General features: G+C 71.0%; 12 protein-coding genes. 8 read left to right on the top strand and 4 right to left on the bottom strand.

Annotated features, from left to right (window positions below; translation table 11 throughout):
- The first annotated feature begins 20 nt into the window (after window positions 1-20).
- The 4 genes from ACZ6WN_RS29355 (at window position 21) to ACZ6WN_RS29340 (ending at window position 3,311) form a co-directional block, all read left to right on the top strand.
- Window positions 21-854 carry a maleylpyruvate isomerase family mycothiol-dependent enzyme gene (locus ACZ6WN_RS29355; protein WP_465869814.1) on the top strand — a complete coding sequence of 278 codons (834 nt, stop codon included), beginning with the start codon at window positions 21-23 and terminating at the stop codon, window positions 852-854.
- A 10-nt stretch (window positions 855-864) separates the two neighbouring features.
- Window positions 865-1,419, top strand: coding sequence for an LOG family protein (locus ACZ6WN_RS29350; protein ID WP_465869813.1), 555 nt, complete (start codon window positions 865-867; stop codon window positions 1,417-1,419).
- A gap of 67 nt (window positions 1,420-1,486) precedes the next feature.
- On the top strand, window positions 1,487-2,491 hold the full coding sequence (locus tag ACZ6WN_RS29345; RefSeq protein ID WP_465869811.1) for an ATP-binding cassette domain-containing protein: 1,005 nt from the start codon (window positions 1,487-1,489) through the stop codon (window positions 2,489-2,491).
- A gap of 1 nt (window position 2,492) precedes the next feature.
- The gene (locus ACZ6WN_RS29340) at window positions 2,493-3,311 is read left to right on the top strand and encodes an ABC transporter permease (protein ID WP_465869810.1); all 819 of its coding nucleotides are present in this window, start codon (window positions 2,493-2,495) and stop codon (window positions 3,309-3,311) included.
- Between the two features lies 1 nt (window position 3,312).
- Here ACZ6WN_RS29340 and ACZ6WN_RS29335 read toward each other — a convergent pair whose 3' ends face one another.
- On the bottom strand, window positions 3,313-6,312 hold the full coding sequence (locus ACZ6WN_RS29335; RefSeq protein WP_465869808.1) for an ATP-binding protein: 3,000 nt from the start codon (window positions 6,310-6,312) through the stop codon (window positions 3,313-3,315).
- A 163-nt stretch (window positions 6,313-6,475) separates the two neighbouring features.
- Window positions 6,476-7,594: an FAD-dependent monooxygenase gene (locus ACZ6WN_RS29330; protein WP_465869806.1), complete on the bottom strand. Its 1,119-nt coding sequence runs from the start codon at window positions 7,592-7,594 to the stop codon at window positions 6,476-6,478.
- Between the two features lie 147 nt (window positions 7,595-7,741).
- Between ACZ6WN_RS29330 and ACZ6WN_RS29325 the strand changes: the two genes are divergently transcribed.
- The 3 genes from ACZ6WN_RS29325 (at window position 7,742) to ACZ6WN_RS29315 (ending at window position 11,980) form a co-directional block, all read left to right on the top strand.
- Window positions 7,742-8,683 (top strand): TetR/AcrR family transcriptional regulator, encoded by a 942-nt coding sequence (locus ACZ6WN_RS29325; protein WP_465869804.1) that lies wholly within the window; start codon window positions 7,742-7,744, stop codon window positions 8,681-8,683.
- Window positions 8,680-9,711, top strand: a complete 1,032-nt coding sequence (locus ACZ6WN_RS29320) for a threonine aldolase family protein (protein WP_465869802.1) — start codon at window positions 8,680-8,682, stop codon at window positions 9,709-9,711. Before ACZ6WN_RS29325 ends, ACZ6WN_RS29320 begins: the two co-directional genes overlap by 4 nt.
- A 61-nt stretch (window positions 9,712-9,772) precedes the next feature.
- On the top strand, window positions 9,773-11,980 hold the full coding sequence (locus tag ACZ6WN_RS29315) for an acyltransferase family protein (RefSeq protein WP_465869801.1): 2,208 nt from the start codon (window positions 9,773-9,775) through the stop codon (window positions 11,978-11,980).
- Between the two features lie 82 nt (window positions 11,981-12,062).
- Here the strand turns inward: ACZ6WN_RS29315 and pheT are convergent, their stop codons facing one another.
- Window positions 12,063-14,552 (bottom strand): phenylalanine--tRNA ligase subunit beta, encoded by a 2,490-nt coding sequence (pheT, locus tag ACZ6WN_RS29310; RefSeq protein WP_465869800.1) that lies wholly within the window; start codon window positions 14,550-14,552, stop codon window positions 12,063-12,065.
- Window positions 14,549-15,670: a phenylalanine--tRNA ligase subunit alpha gene (pheS, locus tag ACZ6WN_RS29305; RefSeq protein ID WP_465869799.1), complete on the bottom strand. Its 1,122-nt coding sequence runs from the start codon at window positions 15,668-15,670 to the stop codon at window positions 14,549-14,551. The genes pheT and pheS overlap by 4 nt, the downstream gene beginning before the upstream one ends.
- Window positions 15,671-15,825: 155 nt before the next feature.
- On the opposite strand from pheS, the gene ACZ6WN_RS29300 reads away from it, so the two are divergent.
- Window positions 15,826-16,623: an ABC transporter ATP-binding protein gene (locus ACZ6WN_RS29300; protein ID WP_465869797.1), complete on the top strand. Its 798-nt coding sequence runs from the start codon at window positions 15,826-15,828 to the stop codon at window positions 16,621-16,623.
- Window positions 16,624-16,643: the final 20 nt, after the last annotated feature.

The raw sequence follows: 16,643 nt of genomic DNA, 5'->3' as shown, positions 1-16,643 counted from the left end.
CGACGCCTAGTGTTCGCTCCATGACGACCCGCCTCACCCCCACCGCCTACCTCGACCACATCCGGTCGGAGTCGGCCCGCTTCCGCGCCGTGCTCGCAGAGACCGACCCGACCACCCCGGTCCCGACCGCTCCGGAGTGGACCGCCGCCGACCTGCTGTGGCACGTCGCCGCCGAGGTGCAGCACTTCTGGACGTACGTCCTGGAGACTCGGCCGGCCGCGCCCACCAGCGAGACCTATGCCGAGCCGGAGCGCCCGGCGGAGGCGACCTACCAGGACCTGCTCGCCCGCTTCGACGAGCTCAACGCCAGGTTCGTCAAGATCCTGGAGCAGACCCCGCCGGAGGAGCCGACCTGGTCCTGGTCGAACGACCGCACCGCCGCCTTCACCTATCGCCGGCAGGCCCACGAGATCCTCATCCACCGCCTCGACGCCGAGCTCACCGCCGGCGCGGTGACGCCGCTCGACCCGGCTCTGGCCGCCGACGGGGTCGAGGAGATCCTCGACGTCTTCTACGGCGGCAAGCCCGAGTGGGCGAGCTTCGCCGGCTCCGGTCAGTACGTCCGCGTCGACGCGGTCGACACCGACACCCAGACCTGGGTCGAGCTCGGCCTCGTCTCCGGCACCCGCCCCGACGGCGACCGTCTCGAGGACGAGCCCGACCTCAGCGTCGTCCCCGGCGAGAAGATCCCGGCCGGCACCGAGCCCGACGTGGTCATCGAGGGCACCGCGGCCGACCTGGACGCCTGGCTCTGGCGCCGGCGCGACGACGACGGCATCCAGGTCACCGGCGACCAGGACATCTACGAGCGCTTCCGCGCGTTGACGAACCAGGCGATCACCGACGACGACTAGCCTCACGCCCATGATCAAGCACCTGGCGGTCTTTCTCGGCTCCCGTGACGGCAACGACCCGGCCCTCTCGGAGAATGCCTATCAGGTCGGCAGGAGGCTCGCCGAGCGCGAGATCGAGCTGGTCTACGGAGCCGGCGGCGGGGGCCTGATGGGCCGGATCTCCCAAGGGGCGATCGACGGGAACGGCCGGGTCTTCGGCGTGATCCCACGGTTCATGGTCGAACGCGAGTGGGGTCGCATCGAGGGCGCTCCGGGGATGCAGACGGTCGTGGTCGACACGATGCACGAGCGCAAGGCCATGATGGCCGAGCGCGCCGACGCCTTCCTCGCGCTCCCCGGCGGGATCGGCACGCTCGAGGAGATCTTCGAGGTCTGGACCTGGCAGACCCTCTCGCTGCACGGCAAGCCGGTCGGCCTGCTCAACGTCAACGGCTTCTGGGACCCGCTCGTGGAGATGATGGAGCGCATCGCCGCAGCGGGCTTCCTGCACGGCTCCCCTGCGGAGTCGCTGGTGGTGGGCGAGGACCTCGACGACGTCCTCACCCGGCTCGACGCCGCCCGCTGAAACCACCGGAGAAACCGTGAAACCGCGGTGAAGGCACCCTGAAACCGGCACCCCTCACCGTGGGAGCATGACAACCACCGAACTGGCCGTATCGGCCTCAGGTCTGGTCAAGACCTTCGGAGACTTCACCGCGGTCGACGGGATCGACCTCGAGATCCGCCGCGGAGAGGTCTTCGGCGTGCTGGGCCCCAACGGCGCCGGCAAGACCACGACCCTCAAGATGCTCGCGACCCTGCTCCCGATCGACGCCGGCAAGGCGGAGATCTTCGGGGTCGACGTCAAGGCGCACCCCCACCAGGTGCGTCAGCTCGTCGGCGTCACGGGGCAGTACGCCTCCGTCGACGAGAACCTCACCGCCACCGAGAACCTCGTCCTCTTCGGCCGCCTGCTGGGCATGTCCGGCAAGTCCGCCCGGGCCGCATCGGAGGAGCTGCTGGAGTCCTTCGGGCTGCAGGAGGCCGCCAAGCGACAGATCTCGAAGTTCTCCGGCGGCATGCGCCGCCGCCTCGACCTCGCCGCCTCGCTCCTCGCCCGCCCACCGCTGATCTTCCTCGACGAGCCGACCACCGGTCTGGACCCGCGCACCCGCGGCCAGATGTGGGACACCATCCGTACGCTGGTGGCCGGCGGCTCGACGGTCCTGCTGACCACGCAGTACCTCGACGAGGCCGACCAGCTCGCCGACCGGATCGCGGTCATCGACCGCGGCGTCAAGGTCGCCGAAGGCACCTCGGAGCAGCTCAAGACCTCGGTCGGCAACTCCACGCTGCACCTGCGTCTGAGCGACAAGACGCAGGTCGCCACCGCCGCCGCCGTGGTGGAGAAGGTCACCGGCGAGCACCCGGTGCTGACTCCCGAGGCGGGCGGCGTCAACGTACCGCTGGCCGACGCGGACCGCGCCGCCGACGTGCTCATCGGCCTTCGTCACGCGGGCATCTCCATCACCACCGCGAACGTGCAGCAGCCGACCCTGGACGAGGTCTTCCTCGCCCTGACCGGTCACGGCACCGAGAGCTCCGAGAACCCGGAGAGCCCCGTCCACACCGACATCCGCACCGAGGAGGTGGCCTGAGATGACTGCCCTGATCTCCACGTACGCCGTCGCCGACCGCCCGCTCAAGGCCCGCCCGGGTCTGGGCGAGACGATCAGCCAGACCCTGACCATGGCCCGCCGGGCGTACATCAAGATGATGCGCAACCCCGAGCAGTTCTTCGACGTGACGATCCAGCCGCTGTTGTTCACCGCGATGTTCGCCTACATCTTCGGCGGCGCGATCTCGGGTGACGTGAAGTCGTACCTGCCGACGATCATCACCGGCATCCTGGCTCAGACCGCGCTGACCGCCTCGATGGCTCGCGGCACCCAGCTGCGCGAGGACATGGACAAGGGTGTCTTCGACCGGTTCAAGGCGCTCCCGATCGCCCGGATCGCGCCGCTGGCCGGTCCGGCGGTCGCCGACCTGCTCCGCTACGGGATCGCGGCGACGCTGACCATCGTGGTCGGCCTGCTGATGGGCTACCGGCCCGGTGGCGGCGTCGGCGGCGTGCTCGCCGGCTGGGCGCTGACCATCTTCGCGGGCTGGTCGCTGAGCTGGATCTTCACCTGGCTCGGCACCGTCTTGAAGACCGCGGGCGGGGTGCAGGGCCTGGGCATGATGATCATGTTCCCGCTGACCTTCCTCTCCCCCGCGTTCGTGCCGAAGGAGACCATGCCGGACTGGCTGCAGCACTTCGTCGACGTCAACCCGGTCACGCTGGTCATCAACGCCACCCGCGACCTGATGAACGCCGGCGAGGTCACCATGAGCGTCGTGTGGGCGCTCGTCGGCTGCGGCGTGGTCGTCGCGATCTTTGCGCCGCTCTCGGTGTGGAGCTACAGCAAGAAGCTCTGAGTCACCTCAGGCGCGCGATGACGCCGCGGGCCTCGTCCAGGAGGGCGAGCCCGCGGCGTTCGCCGTACTCCTCCGAGACCCGTTCGAGCACACCCGGAGCGAGCCGGGTCGCATCGGCGACCGCGAGCTCCCAGCGCATGCCCAGGAACGAGCGGGAGTAGCCGAACCGGTCGGCCAGCACCAGCAGCCGTACGGACTCCTCGCGCGGCAGCGCGTCTCGCAGCAGACCCCACAGCCCGAGGGCGAGCAGCACCATCCCGGTGACGGGATAGTCCTGGGCCCTGCGCTCCTGGGCGACCAGGCGGGGCGCCTTGCCCATCAGCGCCTCGAAGAGGTCGGAGCCGTCGGTCCCCTCGCCGTGGCGGGCGCAGGCGACCACGGTGACCGCCTCCGCGGCCACTCGCCACGGCACCAGGTCGGGGTCGTCGGTGAATCCCGGGAACGGCATCTCGCCCATCGTCGCGACCACCTCGCGGAACAGTGCCAGCCCCTCGCCGACCCGTCCCTGGGCGAGGAGGAGCTGGGCGCGGGCGCCGTGGACGGCGCCCCGGGACCCGAAGCCGCCGCGCGGCCGCTCGTCGGTGAGCTCGGCCAGGATCTGGGTGGCCTCCTCGAGGCGGCCCTGCTCCACCGCGTACGTCACCAGGATCGCGCGCGTCTGGACGAGGTCGTCGTCGGCACCGAGACGGCGCAGGACCGGGACGGCCTCGCGGGCGTGGTCGGCGGCCTCGCCGAGGCGGCCGAGCTGGGCGTAGAGGCCGCTGAGCTGGGCGTGCAGCATCGCTCGCGGCCACAGGCCGCCGGCGGTGCCGGTCAGGCGCAGCGCCTCCCTCCCCGCGGCGACGGCACCCTCGGGGTCACCGAGGTTCTCCCGCTCGTGGCTGAGGAAGGTGTAGGCACGGGCGCGTACCTCCGGGTCGGGGTCGGTGACCAGGTCGGCCAGCTCGTCCTCCAGCGGCCGCCCGGTCGGGGTGCCTGCTCCGGTTCCGGCACCGGGTCCGGCGACGCTGCCCGCCATCGCCCGCATCACCTTCAGCATCACCCTGAGCTGTGGGTCCTCGGCCTCGGCGCCGACGCGGTCCAGGATCGTCATCAGCCGCTCGAGGCCGGTGCCACCGGTGACGGCGGCACCGAAGAGCAGCAGGGCCAGGACCAGGCGGGTCTTCTCCAGCAGCTCGGGCGGCGGCTCCCACTCGGCGAGCAGGTCGGCGACCGGACCGGCCAGCATGATCACCCGCTGGTGCTCGCCCGCGATGGTCCAGAACACACCCATCGCGCAGAAGAGACGGATCACGGACTCGGCCTCGTCATCGGCCAGGACCTGGCGCAGGATGTCGGCGAGGTTGCTCTCCTCGGCGCGCAGCTCGTCCATGGCGTCGAACTGCTGCGGGGAGTAGATCCGGCTCGCGCTCGCGTCCGCGTAGCCGCGCGCCCACGCGCGCTGTGCCGCGCGGGCCGCGGCGTCCTCGCCGGCGTCGATCAGCTGCATCCGGCCGAACTCCCGCACGGTCTCGAGCATCCGGTAGCGGAAGCCCAGCGGTGCCTCGACGACCGTCAGCAGCGACTGGTCGACGAGCTCCTCGATGGCGGCGAACGCATCGGCCCCGAGCATCGCCTCGGCCGCCGCGAGGGTGAACCCGTCGTGGAAGACCGAGAGCCAGCGCATCGCCCGACGATCACGTTCGGCGAGGAGGTTCCAGGACCAGTCGATGACCGCGACCAGGGTCTGGTGACGGTCGGGGGCGCTGCGGTCGCCACCGCGCAGCAGCTCGAACCTGTTCTCCAGGCGCCGCGCGATGTCGTCGACCGACATCGCGCGCACCTTCACCGCGGCCAGCTCGATCGCCAGCGGCAGGCCGTCGAGCCGGGTCACGATCTCCTCGACCCGGTCCTCGTCGAGGTGGACCCCGGGTCGCGCGGCGACCGCCCGGCGCCGGAACAGCTCGCTGCCGTCGTAGGCCCCCAGCCGGCCGAGCGGGTAGACCCGCTCGGCGCCGATGGCCAGCGGGCTGCGAGAGGTCGTCAGGACGGTCAGGTCACGCACCGTCGCGACCAGGAAGGCGACCAGGTCGGCGACGGCGGCCACGATGTGCTCGCAGTTGTCGAGCACGAGCAGGGTCGGCACGCCGTCGAGCTGCTGCGCGATCCGCGAGCGGACATCGGCTCGCTGCTCCGGGGTGAGCCGGTCGCGGTGGGCGACCGAGTCACGCACGCCGAGAGCCGAGCCGACCTCGCTGACCAGGTCCTCGGGAGCGGTCACGCCGACCAGCTCGACGAAGTGGACCACCGGCTGCTCGGCGCCGTGGGCGATCACCTGCGCCAGGCTGGTCTTCCCCAGCCCGCCCGGCCCGAGGATCGTGACGACCCGCGAGCCCTTCAGCAGGGCGGAGACCTCGGCGGCGTCCTGCTCGCGGCCGATCAGCACGTCGGCGTCGTGACGAAGCCCCGAGCGCACCGGCCGGTCGCGCGCGAGCAGCTCGGCATGGACGGCCCGCAGCCGCGGGCTCGGGTCGACGCCGAGACCGTCGGCCAGCCCGGTCCGGTACGCCTCGAAGCGCTCCAGCGCCGCCGGCACACCGTGCACCGCGGCGACCGCCCGCAGCACCGCCTCGGTGACCTCCTCGTCGGGGTCGAGCCGGACGAGCCGCTCGAGGAGCGGGAGCGCCTCGGCGTACCTCTTCTCGGCGGCCAGCCGCAGTGCCTGCGGGCGCAGCGACCAGGCATCGACGTCACCGGTCTGCAGGCCGAGGCGGTAGCCCCGCGGCGTACGTTCGATGGCGCCGTGATCGGTCGCGGTCCGAGCCCGGGAGACCACCACCTGGAGCGCCTTGGCGGGGTTGGCCGGGACGTCGTCGCGCCCCCAGATCTCCTCGACCAGAGCGGCCTCGGAGGCACCCCGCGGACCGGCCTCGACCAGGGCGCGCAGCAGCGCCCGGGTCCGCTCGCCGGCCACCGGCGCCCCCGCCCAGGTGACCTCGTCCAGCACACTCAGCGTCGTCACAGCCGCCATTCTGTCATAGCGATATATCGCGTACGTACGGGATAAATGACAGTCTCGCTCCGACGTGCTGCCCGCGTGTAACACGTCGTTCGTAGGACTGCTCGCCCCATTAGATAGGGCGAGCAGTCCTACGAACAACGTGTTACACCGCTTGCACCGCGCGCTAGCCGACCGCGTCGAGCTCGATCAGGCTCTTGACGGCATCCAGGCGGCGGGTCGACTCCTCCGGGTCGACCGTGCGGCGGTCGATGAGGGCGAGCTCCTGGTTGGCCTCGACGAACGGGCGCATCCGCTTCTCGTACGCGAGGAAGGCCTCGGCGTGGTCGGCAGCACGCCCGAGCTCGAGGGCGAGCACGTAGGCACCGACGAGCGCGAGGCTCGTACCCTGGCCCGACAGCGGCGCGGCACAGTGCGCGGCGTCGCCGAGGAGCGCGACCCGGCCGCGTGACCAGGACTCCATCCTGATCTGGGCCATCGAGTCGAAGTAGAAGTCATCGGCCGTCCACATCCGCTCGATGAGGTGGGGCACCTCCCACCCGAAGCCGGTCAGATGCTCGGCCACGAGCCGTTTCTGCGCCTCGACGTCGCGGTAGTCGTAGTCGATGGCATCGGCCGCGAAGCCCAGGAAGATCCGCAGCTCCCGGTTGTCCCGCACGGTCATCACCGCACCACCGTTGCGACCGTCGTTGATCCAGGTCTGCCAGCGGTCCATGCCGAGGAAGTTGTCCTGGCTGAACACCGACAGGTAGGTGCCGAGGTGGTGGAGGTGGTCGGCCTCGGGCCCGAAGACGAGACGACGGGTGTTGGAGTGGAGACCGTCGGCCCCGACGACGAGGTCGAAGCTGCGCGGCGCGGCGTGCTCGAACTCGACCCGCACACCGTCGGCGTTCTCGCCGATCGCGGTGATCGAGTCGCCGAAGAGATGCTCGACGCCGTCGAGGCGCGCGTGGACGAGGTCGACGAGGTCCTCGCGGAGGATCTCGATGTCCTCGGAGCCGAGCTGCCCCGAGGAGAGCGCGAACTCCTCCGAGCGCATCACCTCGTTGCCGTCGGCGTCGAGCATGTTCATGCCGATGGACTCGTTCCTCAGCGCACGGGCCGGAGCCTCCAGACCCATGCGGCGCAGGACGGTGAGGGCGGCGCCACGTACGTCGACGGCCTGGCCGCCTCGTCGCAGCGCCGGCGCGCGCTCGAGGACGACGGGGGTCAGGCCCTGTTCACGGAGCCAGAAGGCGAGAGCGGTGCCGGCGACGCTGGAGCCGGAGATCAGGACGGTGGTCATGATCGGTCCTTTCGGTACGGTGTATATCTCGGTGGTTCCTGACCGTAGCGAATGTGCCTCTGAACTGGCAATACATACCTTCTTCTGGACTAGTACAGTGGTTCTCAGGCTAGAATCTGTCCTAGCACAGAGACGAAGGAGACCACCGTGGCCGGCTCGACCGAACCGACGTACGTCCGCATCGCCACCGAGCTGACCCGGCGCATCGAGCAGGGCGAGATCGCACCCGGCGGCAAGGTGCCCTCGACTCGCCAGGTCGCCCAGGAGTTCGGCGTCGCGCTCGCGACCGCGACGAAGGCGCTCGACGTGCTGCGGGCCGGCGGGCTCGTAGTCACCCGCCCGCGCTCGGGCACCGTGGTCGCACCACGTGCCGACACCTCGCCGGCCGCCGGGGCCGGAGCGCTCACCCGCCGCCAGGTCCTCGCCGAGGCCGTGGCGATCGCCGATGCCGAGGGATTGGACGCGGTCTCGATGCGGGCGGTGGCCGGGCGCTGCGGCGTCGCCCCGATGTCCCTCTACCGCTTCGTCGAGGGCAAGGACGAGCTGGTCGCGGCGATGGCCGACTCGGTCTATGCGGCCTCCCCGTTCGCGCTCGATCCCGGCGCCCCGTGGCGCGAGCGGGCCGAGTCGCTCGGCCGCGAGCTGTGGCGGCTCCACCGCGACCACCCGTGGCTGGGCCGCACCCAGCCGCTGACCCGGCCGATGCTGCTCCCCAACCTGCTCCGCTTCGGCGACCGCCTGCTCGGGGCGCTCGAGGGCCTCGGACTGCCACCGAAGACGCAGTTCGACATGCACGTTCTGCTCTACAACCACGTCGCCGGGCTGGCCGCGAACATCGAGCGCGAGGACGAGGCCATGTCGCTGACCGGGGTCTCGGCCGAGGAGTGGACCGACCGCCAGTACGTCCCCCACTTCGGCAACGACTCCTTCCGGAGCGCCTTCCCCCACGTCGCCCGCCTCTTCGGCCCGACCGCCCTGCTCGCCGACGGCTACGACATGGACATCGACGAGCTCTTCGAGCTCGGCCTCGGCCTCCTGCTCGACGGCATCGAGGCGTACGCCCGGCGGCAGGCCAGAATGGGTCCGTGACCGTCGAACTTCGCTCTGACAACGCCGCCGCCGTCTCCCCCGCGATCCTGGAGGCGATGGCCGCCGTCAACTCCGGCTCCGCGCTCGCCTACGGGGGTGACGAGGTGACCGCCGCGCTCGAGGCCCGGGTCCGCGAGGTCTTCGAGCACCCCACGGCCCGCGTCTTCCCGGTGCTCAGCGGCACCGCCGCCAACGCGCTCTCCCTCTCCGCGCTGACCCCGCCCTGGGGCTCGGTGGTGTGCCACGAGACCGCCCACATCGTCGGCAGCGAGGGCGGGGCCACCTCCTTCCTCAGCGGCGGCGCGGTGATGAGCGGCATCGCGGGCGAGGGCTACAAGATGGCGCCCGAGGCGCTGCAGGCCCACCTGGACGGCGTACGTTGGGGCGACCCGCACCACTCCCAGCCGGCCGTCCTCTCGCTGACCTCACCCTCCGACTACGGCACGGTCTACTCCGTCGCGGAGATCTCCGAGCTCACCGGGATCGCCAAGACCCGCGACCTGCGGGTGCACCTGGACGGCGCCCGGTTCGCGAACGCCGTCGTGGCCACCGGCGCCGCGCCTGCCGACCTCACCTGGCGGGCCGGGGTCGACGTGCTCTCCCTGGGCGCGACCAAGAACGGCGCCCTCTCGGCCGAGGCGATCGTCTGCTTCACCGATGCTCCCGCCGACGAGCTCGTCTACCGCACCAAGCGCAGCGGGCACGTCACCTCGAAGATGCGCTACCAGTCGGCCCAGCTGCTGGCCTACCTCACCGACGACCTCTGGCTCCACAACGCGCGCAACGCCAACGAGCGGATGGCCGAGCTCGCCGCCGGCCTCCGGAAGGCAGGCGTACGCATCACCAACTCTGTCGACGCCAACCTCGCCTGGGTGGACCTCGCCGAGGAGACGGCCGACCGCCTGGAGGCAGCCGGGGTGCTCTTCTACCGGCTCGGCGGCCAGGTCCGGTTCGTGACGTCGTGGCAGACCACGGGCGAGGACATCCGCTCCGTGCTGTCTCAGCTCGAGGCGGCCGACCCGAGCTGAGACGTGGCCGAGAGGCGAAATCTGGGCATCCACGGGGCGAACTCGGTAACCTCACCCGCCTATGCCTCACGACCTCCAGGTCCCCCACCTCACCCCCAGCACGACCGTTTCCCCCCAGCCCGCCTCGGTGCCGGCGAAACGGCTACGTGGCGACGTCCAGGGGCTACGCGCCGTCGCCATCCTCACCGTTCTAGCCGCCCACGCGGGAGTCTCCTGGTTCGCCGGCGGGTTCGTCGGCGTCGATGTCTTCTTCGTCATCTCGGGCTTCCTGATCACCCAGCAGCTCGTCGGTGAGCTCGGACGCACCGGCCGGATATCGCTGAGACGCTTCTACGCGCGCCGGGCCCGGCGCATCCTCCCGGCGGCCACCCTCACTCTCGCGGCCACCGTGGTCGCCGCGGTGGTCCTGCTGGGTCCGGCGCAGGTCGCGCCGCTCGCCGTCGACGCGGTCTGGGCCTCGGCGTTCGCCGCCAACATCCGGATGGCCGTCGCCGGCACCGACTACTTTCAGGCCGAGCTGCCACCTTCCCCGGTCCAGCACTTCTGGTCGCTGGCGGTCGAGGAGCAGTTCTATCTGGTCTGGCCGCTCGTCGCGGTGATCTGCATCGTCCTGGCGAGCAGGATCGGCGCCTCCCGGGGCGGCGCGCGCGACCCCCAGCAGGGCTCGCCACGGGCGCGCCGGTTCCTCCTCGCCGCCATCGCGCTGATCACCCTCGCCAGCTTCGCCTGGTCGATCGTGCACACGCCCGGGGAGGCCACCGCGGCCTACTTCTCCTCGCTCACCCGAGCCTGGGAGCTCGGCATCGGCGCGGCGCTGGCGATCCTGGTCACCAGCGGCCGGGTGATGCAGCGGCTGGCCGGAGCGCCCCTGGTCCGAGAGGTCCTCGTCCTGGGCGGGCTGGCCGCCATCGTCGGGGCCTGCCTGGTCTACGACGAGTCCACGCCGTTCCCCGGCTACCACGCGGCGCTCCCGGTGCTCGGCTCGGCGGCGGTCATCCTCGCCGGCGCCCTTCCCGCGGGCGAGACCACGATCGGCGCCCGGCTGCTGTCGGTGGCACCGATGCGGGCGATCGGCGACTGGTCCTTCTCGCTCTACCTGTGGCACTGGCCGCTCCTGATCCTCCCCGAGATCGTCCTCCAGCGTGAGCTCACCTGGCCCGAGCGCGGCCTGGCCGTCGCGGGCGCGTTCGTGATGGCGTACGTCTCCTTCCGGATCGTCGAGGCGCCGTTCCGTGAGGGCGCGCTCTGGCGTCCGACCCGGCGCGCGCTGACCTTCTACCCGGTCAGCATCGCGCTGGTGACGTCGATCGCGGTCGGCGGCACCGTCTACGCCGACTTCGAGGCCACCCGCGGATCCTTCCAGCCGGCGATCACCCTGGCCGACGCCCCCGCGGCCGATCCGTCGCTGGACAAGCAGGAGGCACTGGTGCGGGCCTCGGTGCTCGCCGCGCGCAAGGACACGCCGGTCCCGACCGAGCTGCGTCCCGCGCTCACCGAGCTCGACTCCCTCAAGCCGAGCCGGACCCGATGCGACTACACCGACGACACCGAGCGCGATCTGTGCGTCGACGGCGACCCCGACGGCGACCGGACGATGGTGGTCTTCGGGAACTCCCACGCTCTGCACTGGGTCCCGACCCTGAACAGGATCGCCAAGAAGCACGGCTACCGGGCCTACTTCCTGGTCAAGAACCGCTGCGTCTCCGCCTCGATCACCACCGACCGCGGCGGCGAGAAGGATCCCTACACCGAGTGCGACGACTTCAACCGTTGGGCCTTCAAGCAGTTCAAGCGCCTCGACCCCGACCTGACCGTGGTCTCCACCGCCCCGCCGATCAAGGGCGTCTACGACGAGGACGGCAGCTGGGTCGGTGACCGGGGCGAGATCGACGAGCTGATGCGCCCGGCCTACACCGACTTCCTGCGCCGCGTGGACAAGCACACGAAGCGTACGGTGCTGATCCGCGACATCCAGGGCTTCGATGCCAACGCCGGCACCTGCCTGTCCCGGCCCGGCGCCACCCTGGGCGACTGCCTGATGGGCGCGGTGGAGACTCGGGAGACCTCGATCGACGTCCAGGTCCGGGCGGCCGAGGAGGTCGGTGTCGACGTCGCCGACATGAGCTCCTACTTCTGCTGGGACGGGTCCTGCCCCGCCGTCGTCGGTGACACCATCACCCACTACGACGGCACCCACATGTCGCGCCAGTACGCACCGCAGCTCGTCGAGCCGCTGGCCCGCCGGATGGGGCTTCGCACCCAGGGATAGCAAGCCCGGACACACGCACCGACAGACCAGGAGGGCCGCTCGCGACGAAACGCGAGCGGCCCTCCTGGGTTTCAGTGGAGCCTCAGCGCTGGACGGCCCCGGTGAGCTCGGCCGCCTTCGCCACGGCCGCATCACGTGCGGCCGCGGTCTCCTCGGCCTTCAGCGTGCGGTCGGGGGCGCGGAAGCGGAGCGCGAAGGCGAGCGACTTCTTGCCCTCGCCCACCTGGTCGCCCTCGTAGACGTCGAAGAGCCGCACGGTCTCCAGCAGCTCCCCGGCGCCCTCACGCAGGGCCGCCTCGACGGCAGCCACGGTGACGTCGGTCGACACGGTCAGCGCGACGTCCTCCTTCGCGATCGGCATGGTCGAGAAGACCGGGCCGGCGGCGGTGGCGGGCACCTTCGAGATCAGGAAGTCGAGGTCGATCTCGACCGCTGCCGAACGAGCCGGCAGCCCGAAGGCCTTGCACACGTTGGGGTGCAGCTCGCCGGCGTGGCCGAACTCGACCCCGTCGATCGAGACGACCGCGCAGCGGCCCGGGTGCCACGGCGCCCGCGAGGCCGAGGCGACCTCGACGGCGACCCCGAGCTCGGTGCCCAGGCGGCGGACGACGTCGATGGCGTCGGCCCACGAGGCGGTCTCGGCGGAGCCCCACCAGCCACCCCGCGTACGCTCCCCGGCGAGCACGACGGCGAGGTGGAGCGGCTGGCGCGGGATCGCGGCGAAGAGCTTCTCGAGCTCTTCCACCGAGGGGCGCCGGTCGACACCGTAGATGGGCGCGGCCTGGTCCACCGGGAAGGCGACCGTCGCGGTCTCAAAGAGGGCGACCCCGTCCTGACCTCGGGAGACGTTGCGGGCAGCCACCTTCAACAACCCGGGCAGAAGGGTCGTGGTGTAGCCCGGCTCCTCGTTGCTGAGCGGGTTGGCCAGCTTGACGGTGCGGCGCCGGACGTCGTCGGCGGGCAGCCCGAGCCGATCGAAGTCGGCCTCACCCACGAACGGGAAGTCGACGACCTCGACCAGCCCGGCCCCGGCCAGGGCACGCCCGATCCGGCGGCGCAGCTGCTGAGCGCGGGTCAGGCCGCGACCGGTCGCCCGGCGCGGCAGCACCGAGGGGACCTTGTCGTAGCCCACGATCCGGGCGACCTCCTCGACCAGGTCGTACGGGTCGGTGAGGTCGACCCGGTAGGTCGGGACGGTCGCGGTCAGCGAGTCACCGGACACGGCGACGCCGGCCCCGATCAGCTCGAGCGACTTCACCACCGTCGCCTCGTCGATGTCGATCCCGATGATCCGGGCCGGCAGGTCGACGGGGATCGTGATGGTGGTGAGCGGCTTGCGCGTCGCGGGCGAGGCCGTCGGCCCGACCTCGGAGACGCCGACCGCCTGACCGCCACCGTGCTCGACGAGCAGCTCGACGACGCGCTCGGCCGCCGCGGGCGGCAGCAGCGGGTCGACCCCGCGCTCGAAGCGCTTGGAGGCCTCGGAGGGGAGCTTGTGCCGCTTCTGGGAGCGGAAGACGGTGGTCGGGTCGAAGTGCGCGGCCTCGACCACGATGTCCGTGGTCGTCTCGGAGATCTCCGTGGACGCCCCGCCCATGACACCGGCGATGCCGATCGGGCCGGAGTCGTCGGTGATCAGCAGGTCCTCCTCGGAGAGGACCCGGACCACGTCGTCGAGGGTGGTGATCTTCTCGCCCTCGCTCGCCCGCCGCACCACGATGTCACCGGACAGCTTGGCCCGGTCGTAGCAGTGCGTCGGCTGGCCGAGCTCCATCATCACGTAGTTGGAGACGTCGACGGCCAGCGAGATCGACCGTACGCCGGTGGCCTCGAGCCGCTTCCTGATGAACTCGGGCGTCGGCGCGGCCGGGTCGAACCCGGTGATCACGCGGGTGACGAAGTAGTCGCACGCCTCGTCCTCGAGCCGGACCGGGTAGCCCGAACCGTCGGCGACGGGGAAGTCGATCTGCGCCGGGTCGTGGAACGGTACGTCGAAGCCGAGCGCCGCGTCCCGGGCGATCCCGCGCATCGAGAGCGCGTAGGCACGGTCGGGGTTGATCTCGAACTCGATGATCTCCTCGCCGAGCCCGAGCACCTCACGCGCGTCGGTCCCGGGCGCGGGAGCGTCGGGCGGCAGCACGATGATGCCGTCGGCCTCCTCCCCCAGCCCGAGCTCGCGGGCGGAGCAGATCATTCCGGCCGACATGTGGCCGTAGGTCTTCCGCGCCGAGATCTGGAAGTTGCCGGGCAGCACGCCGCCGGGCAGGATCACGACGACCTTGTCGCCGGGCACGAAGTTGTGCGCACCGCAGACGATCCCCTGCGGCTCACCGGTGCCGTTGGCGTCGCCGACGTCGACGGTGCACCAGTTGATCGTCTTACCGTTCTTCTGGGGCTCCTTCTCGGCGGTGAGCACCTGACCCACCACGAGCGGGCCCTCGATGCCGGCACCGGAGGTCTCGATGGCCTCCAGCTTGAGACCGAGCGCGGTCAGCCGGTCGGTGATCTCCTCGACGCCGAGGCCCTCGGGCAGGTCGACGTACTCCTTGATCCAGGAGAGGGGGGCCTTCACAGTTCACTCCCGAATGCAGTAGTAAGCCGGACGTCACCCTCGAAGAGGGTGCGCAGGTCGGACAGGCCGGTGCGGAACATCAGGGTGCGGTCGATGCCCATCCCGAACGCGAAGCCGCTGTACTTCTCCGGGTCGACGCCGCACGCGACCAGGACGCGCGGGTTCACGATCCCGCAGCCGCCCCACTCGATCCAGCCCTCGCCCTTGCAGGTGCGGCAGGTGACGAGCTGACCGTCTCCGGCGTCGACGACCTGCGCGCCCCGGCAGACGAAGCAGGTCAGGTCGACCTCGGCCGAGGGCTCGGTGAAGGGGAAGTACGACGGCCGGAACCGGGTCACGATGCCTTCGCCGAACATCTGGGTGGCGAAGTGGTCCAGGGTGCCCTTCAGGTGCGCCATCGAGATGCCCTCGTCGATGGCCAGCCCCTCGACCTGGTGGAACATCGGCGAGTGGGTCGCGTCGTACTCGTCGGTGCGGAAGACGCGTCCGGGGCAGACCACGTAGATCGGCGCCTCGCGGGTCAGCATCGTCCGCGCCTGGACGGGCGACGTGTGGGTCCGGAGGACGACATGGTTCTCGGCGGGCTCGGTCCAGAAGGTGTCCTGCATGGTGCGAGCAGGGTGGTCCGGGCCGAGGTTGAGGGCGTCGAAGTTGAGCCACTCGGCCTCGATGAGCGGCCCCTCGGCGACCTCCCAGCCCATCGCCACGAAGATGTCGGCGATGTATTCGGCGCCGGTGGTGAGCGGGTGCCGCCCGCCGGCCGGGAGCCGGTCGGTCGGGAGCGTCACGTCGACGGTCTCCTCGACCAGCATCCGGGCCTCGTGCTCGGCCTCGAGGACCTTCTGCCGAGCGGCGAGCGCCTGGTTGACCGCACCGCGAGCCTTGCCGACGCGCTGGCCGGCCTCCTTGCGCGCGGCCGGAGGCAGCGCGCCGATCTCGCGGTTGGCCAGGGCCAGCGGCGAACGGTCGCCGGCGTGATCGAGCCGTGCCTGCTTGAGCTCCTCGAGACTGTTCGCGGCGTCGATGGCCACCAGCGCAGCATCGCGCGCGGCCTCGACCTCCTCAGCCTTCAAGGGGGTGACCTCTACCGGGTCATAGTCGGTGTTGGGACCGGACATCACTGGCTTTCGTCGTCTGATGACTCAGTTGTCATGAATGGACGACAGTCTAGGAACCTCGCACCTCCCCGCGCGAACCGGACATCCCGCGGCGGCGAGCGACCATTTCGGAGCCCTCCGAGACAGCCTTGCCTTAGTTAGGCTAGCCTCACCTCATGCCTCCTGCGCTCTCCGGTCACGACCTGGTTCTCGGCTACGCCCGCGCCACCGTCGTCCATGGAGTCTCGATCGGTCTCGAGCAGGGTCGGGTCACCGCCCTCATCGGGCCGAACGGCTCGGGAAAGTCCACGGTGCTCCGTTCCCTCGCCCGGCTGCACCGGGTGACCTCCGGGTCGGTGTCCCTGGACGGCGACGACAGCGCCCCGCTGGGTGCGCGCGAGTTCGCGCGCAAGGTGACGCTGCTGTCCCAGTCGCGCCCGCACCCCTCCGGCCTGACCGTCCACGACATCGTCGGCTTCGGCCGTCATCCACACCGCCGGCGCTTCGCCGCGCTGAGCGAGGACGACCTGGCGAGCATCGACCGCGCGATGGAGCTGACCGGCACGGCGCGGATGGCGGACCGGCCGGTCGACCAGCTCTCCGGTGGCGAGCTGCAGCGCGTGTGGTTGGCCAGCTGCCTGGCCCAGGACACCGGCGTGCTGCTGCTCGACGAGCCCACCAACCACCTCGACCTGCGCTACCAGGTCGAGATCTTGGACCTGGTCCGCGACCTCGCGGACCATCACGGGACGGCCATCGGCGTCGTCCTGCACGACCTGAACCAGACCGCCGCCGTGGCGGACCAGGTCGTACTGCTGCACCACGGCGTTGTGCACGCCACCGGCGAACCCGCTGACGTGCTCACCGCCGAACACCTCTCCGAGGTGTACGGGCTCCCGATCGAGGTGACCTCCGATCTGGAGACCGGGCGCGTCCGGGTCGAGCCACGCGGCAGGCATCACGCCCGGCGCTGACGCCGGTGGACACGAAGAGG

It is taken from the genome of Nocardioides sp. NPDC054178, from assembly GCF_055585005.1.
The sequence above is the reverse complement of the archived record's forward strand: the minus strand, read 5'-3'. Positions and strand labels throughout refer to the sequence as shown.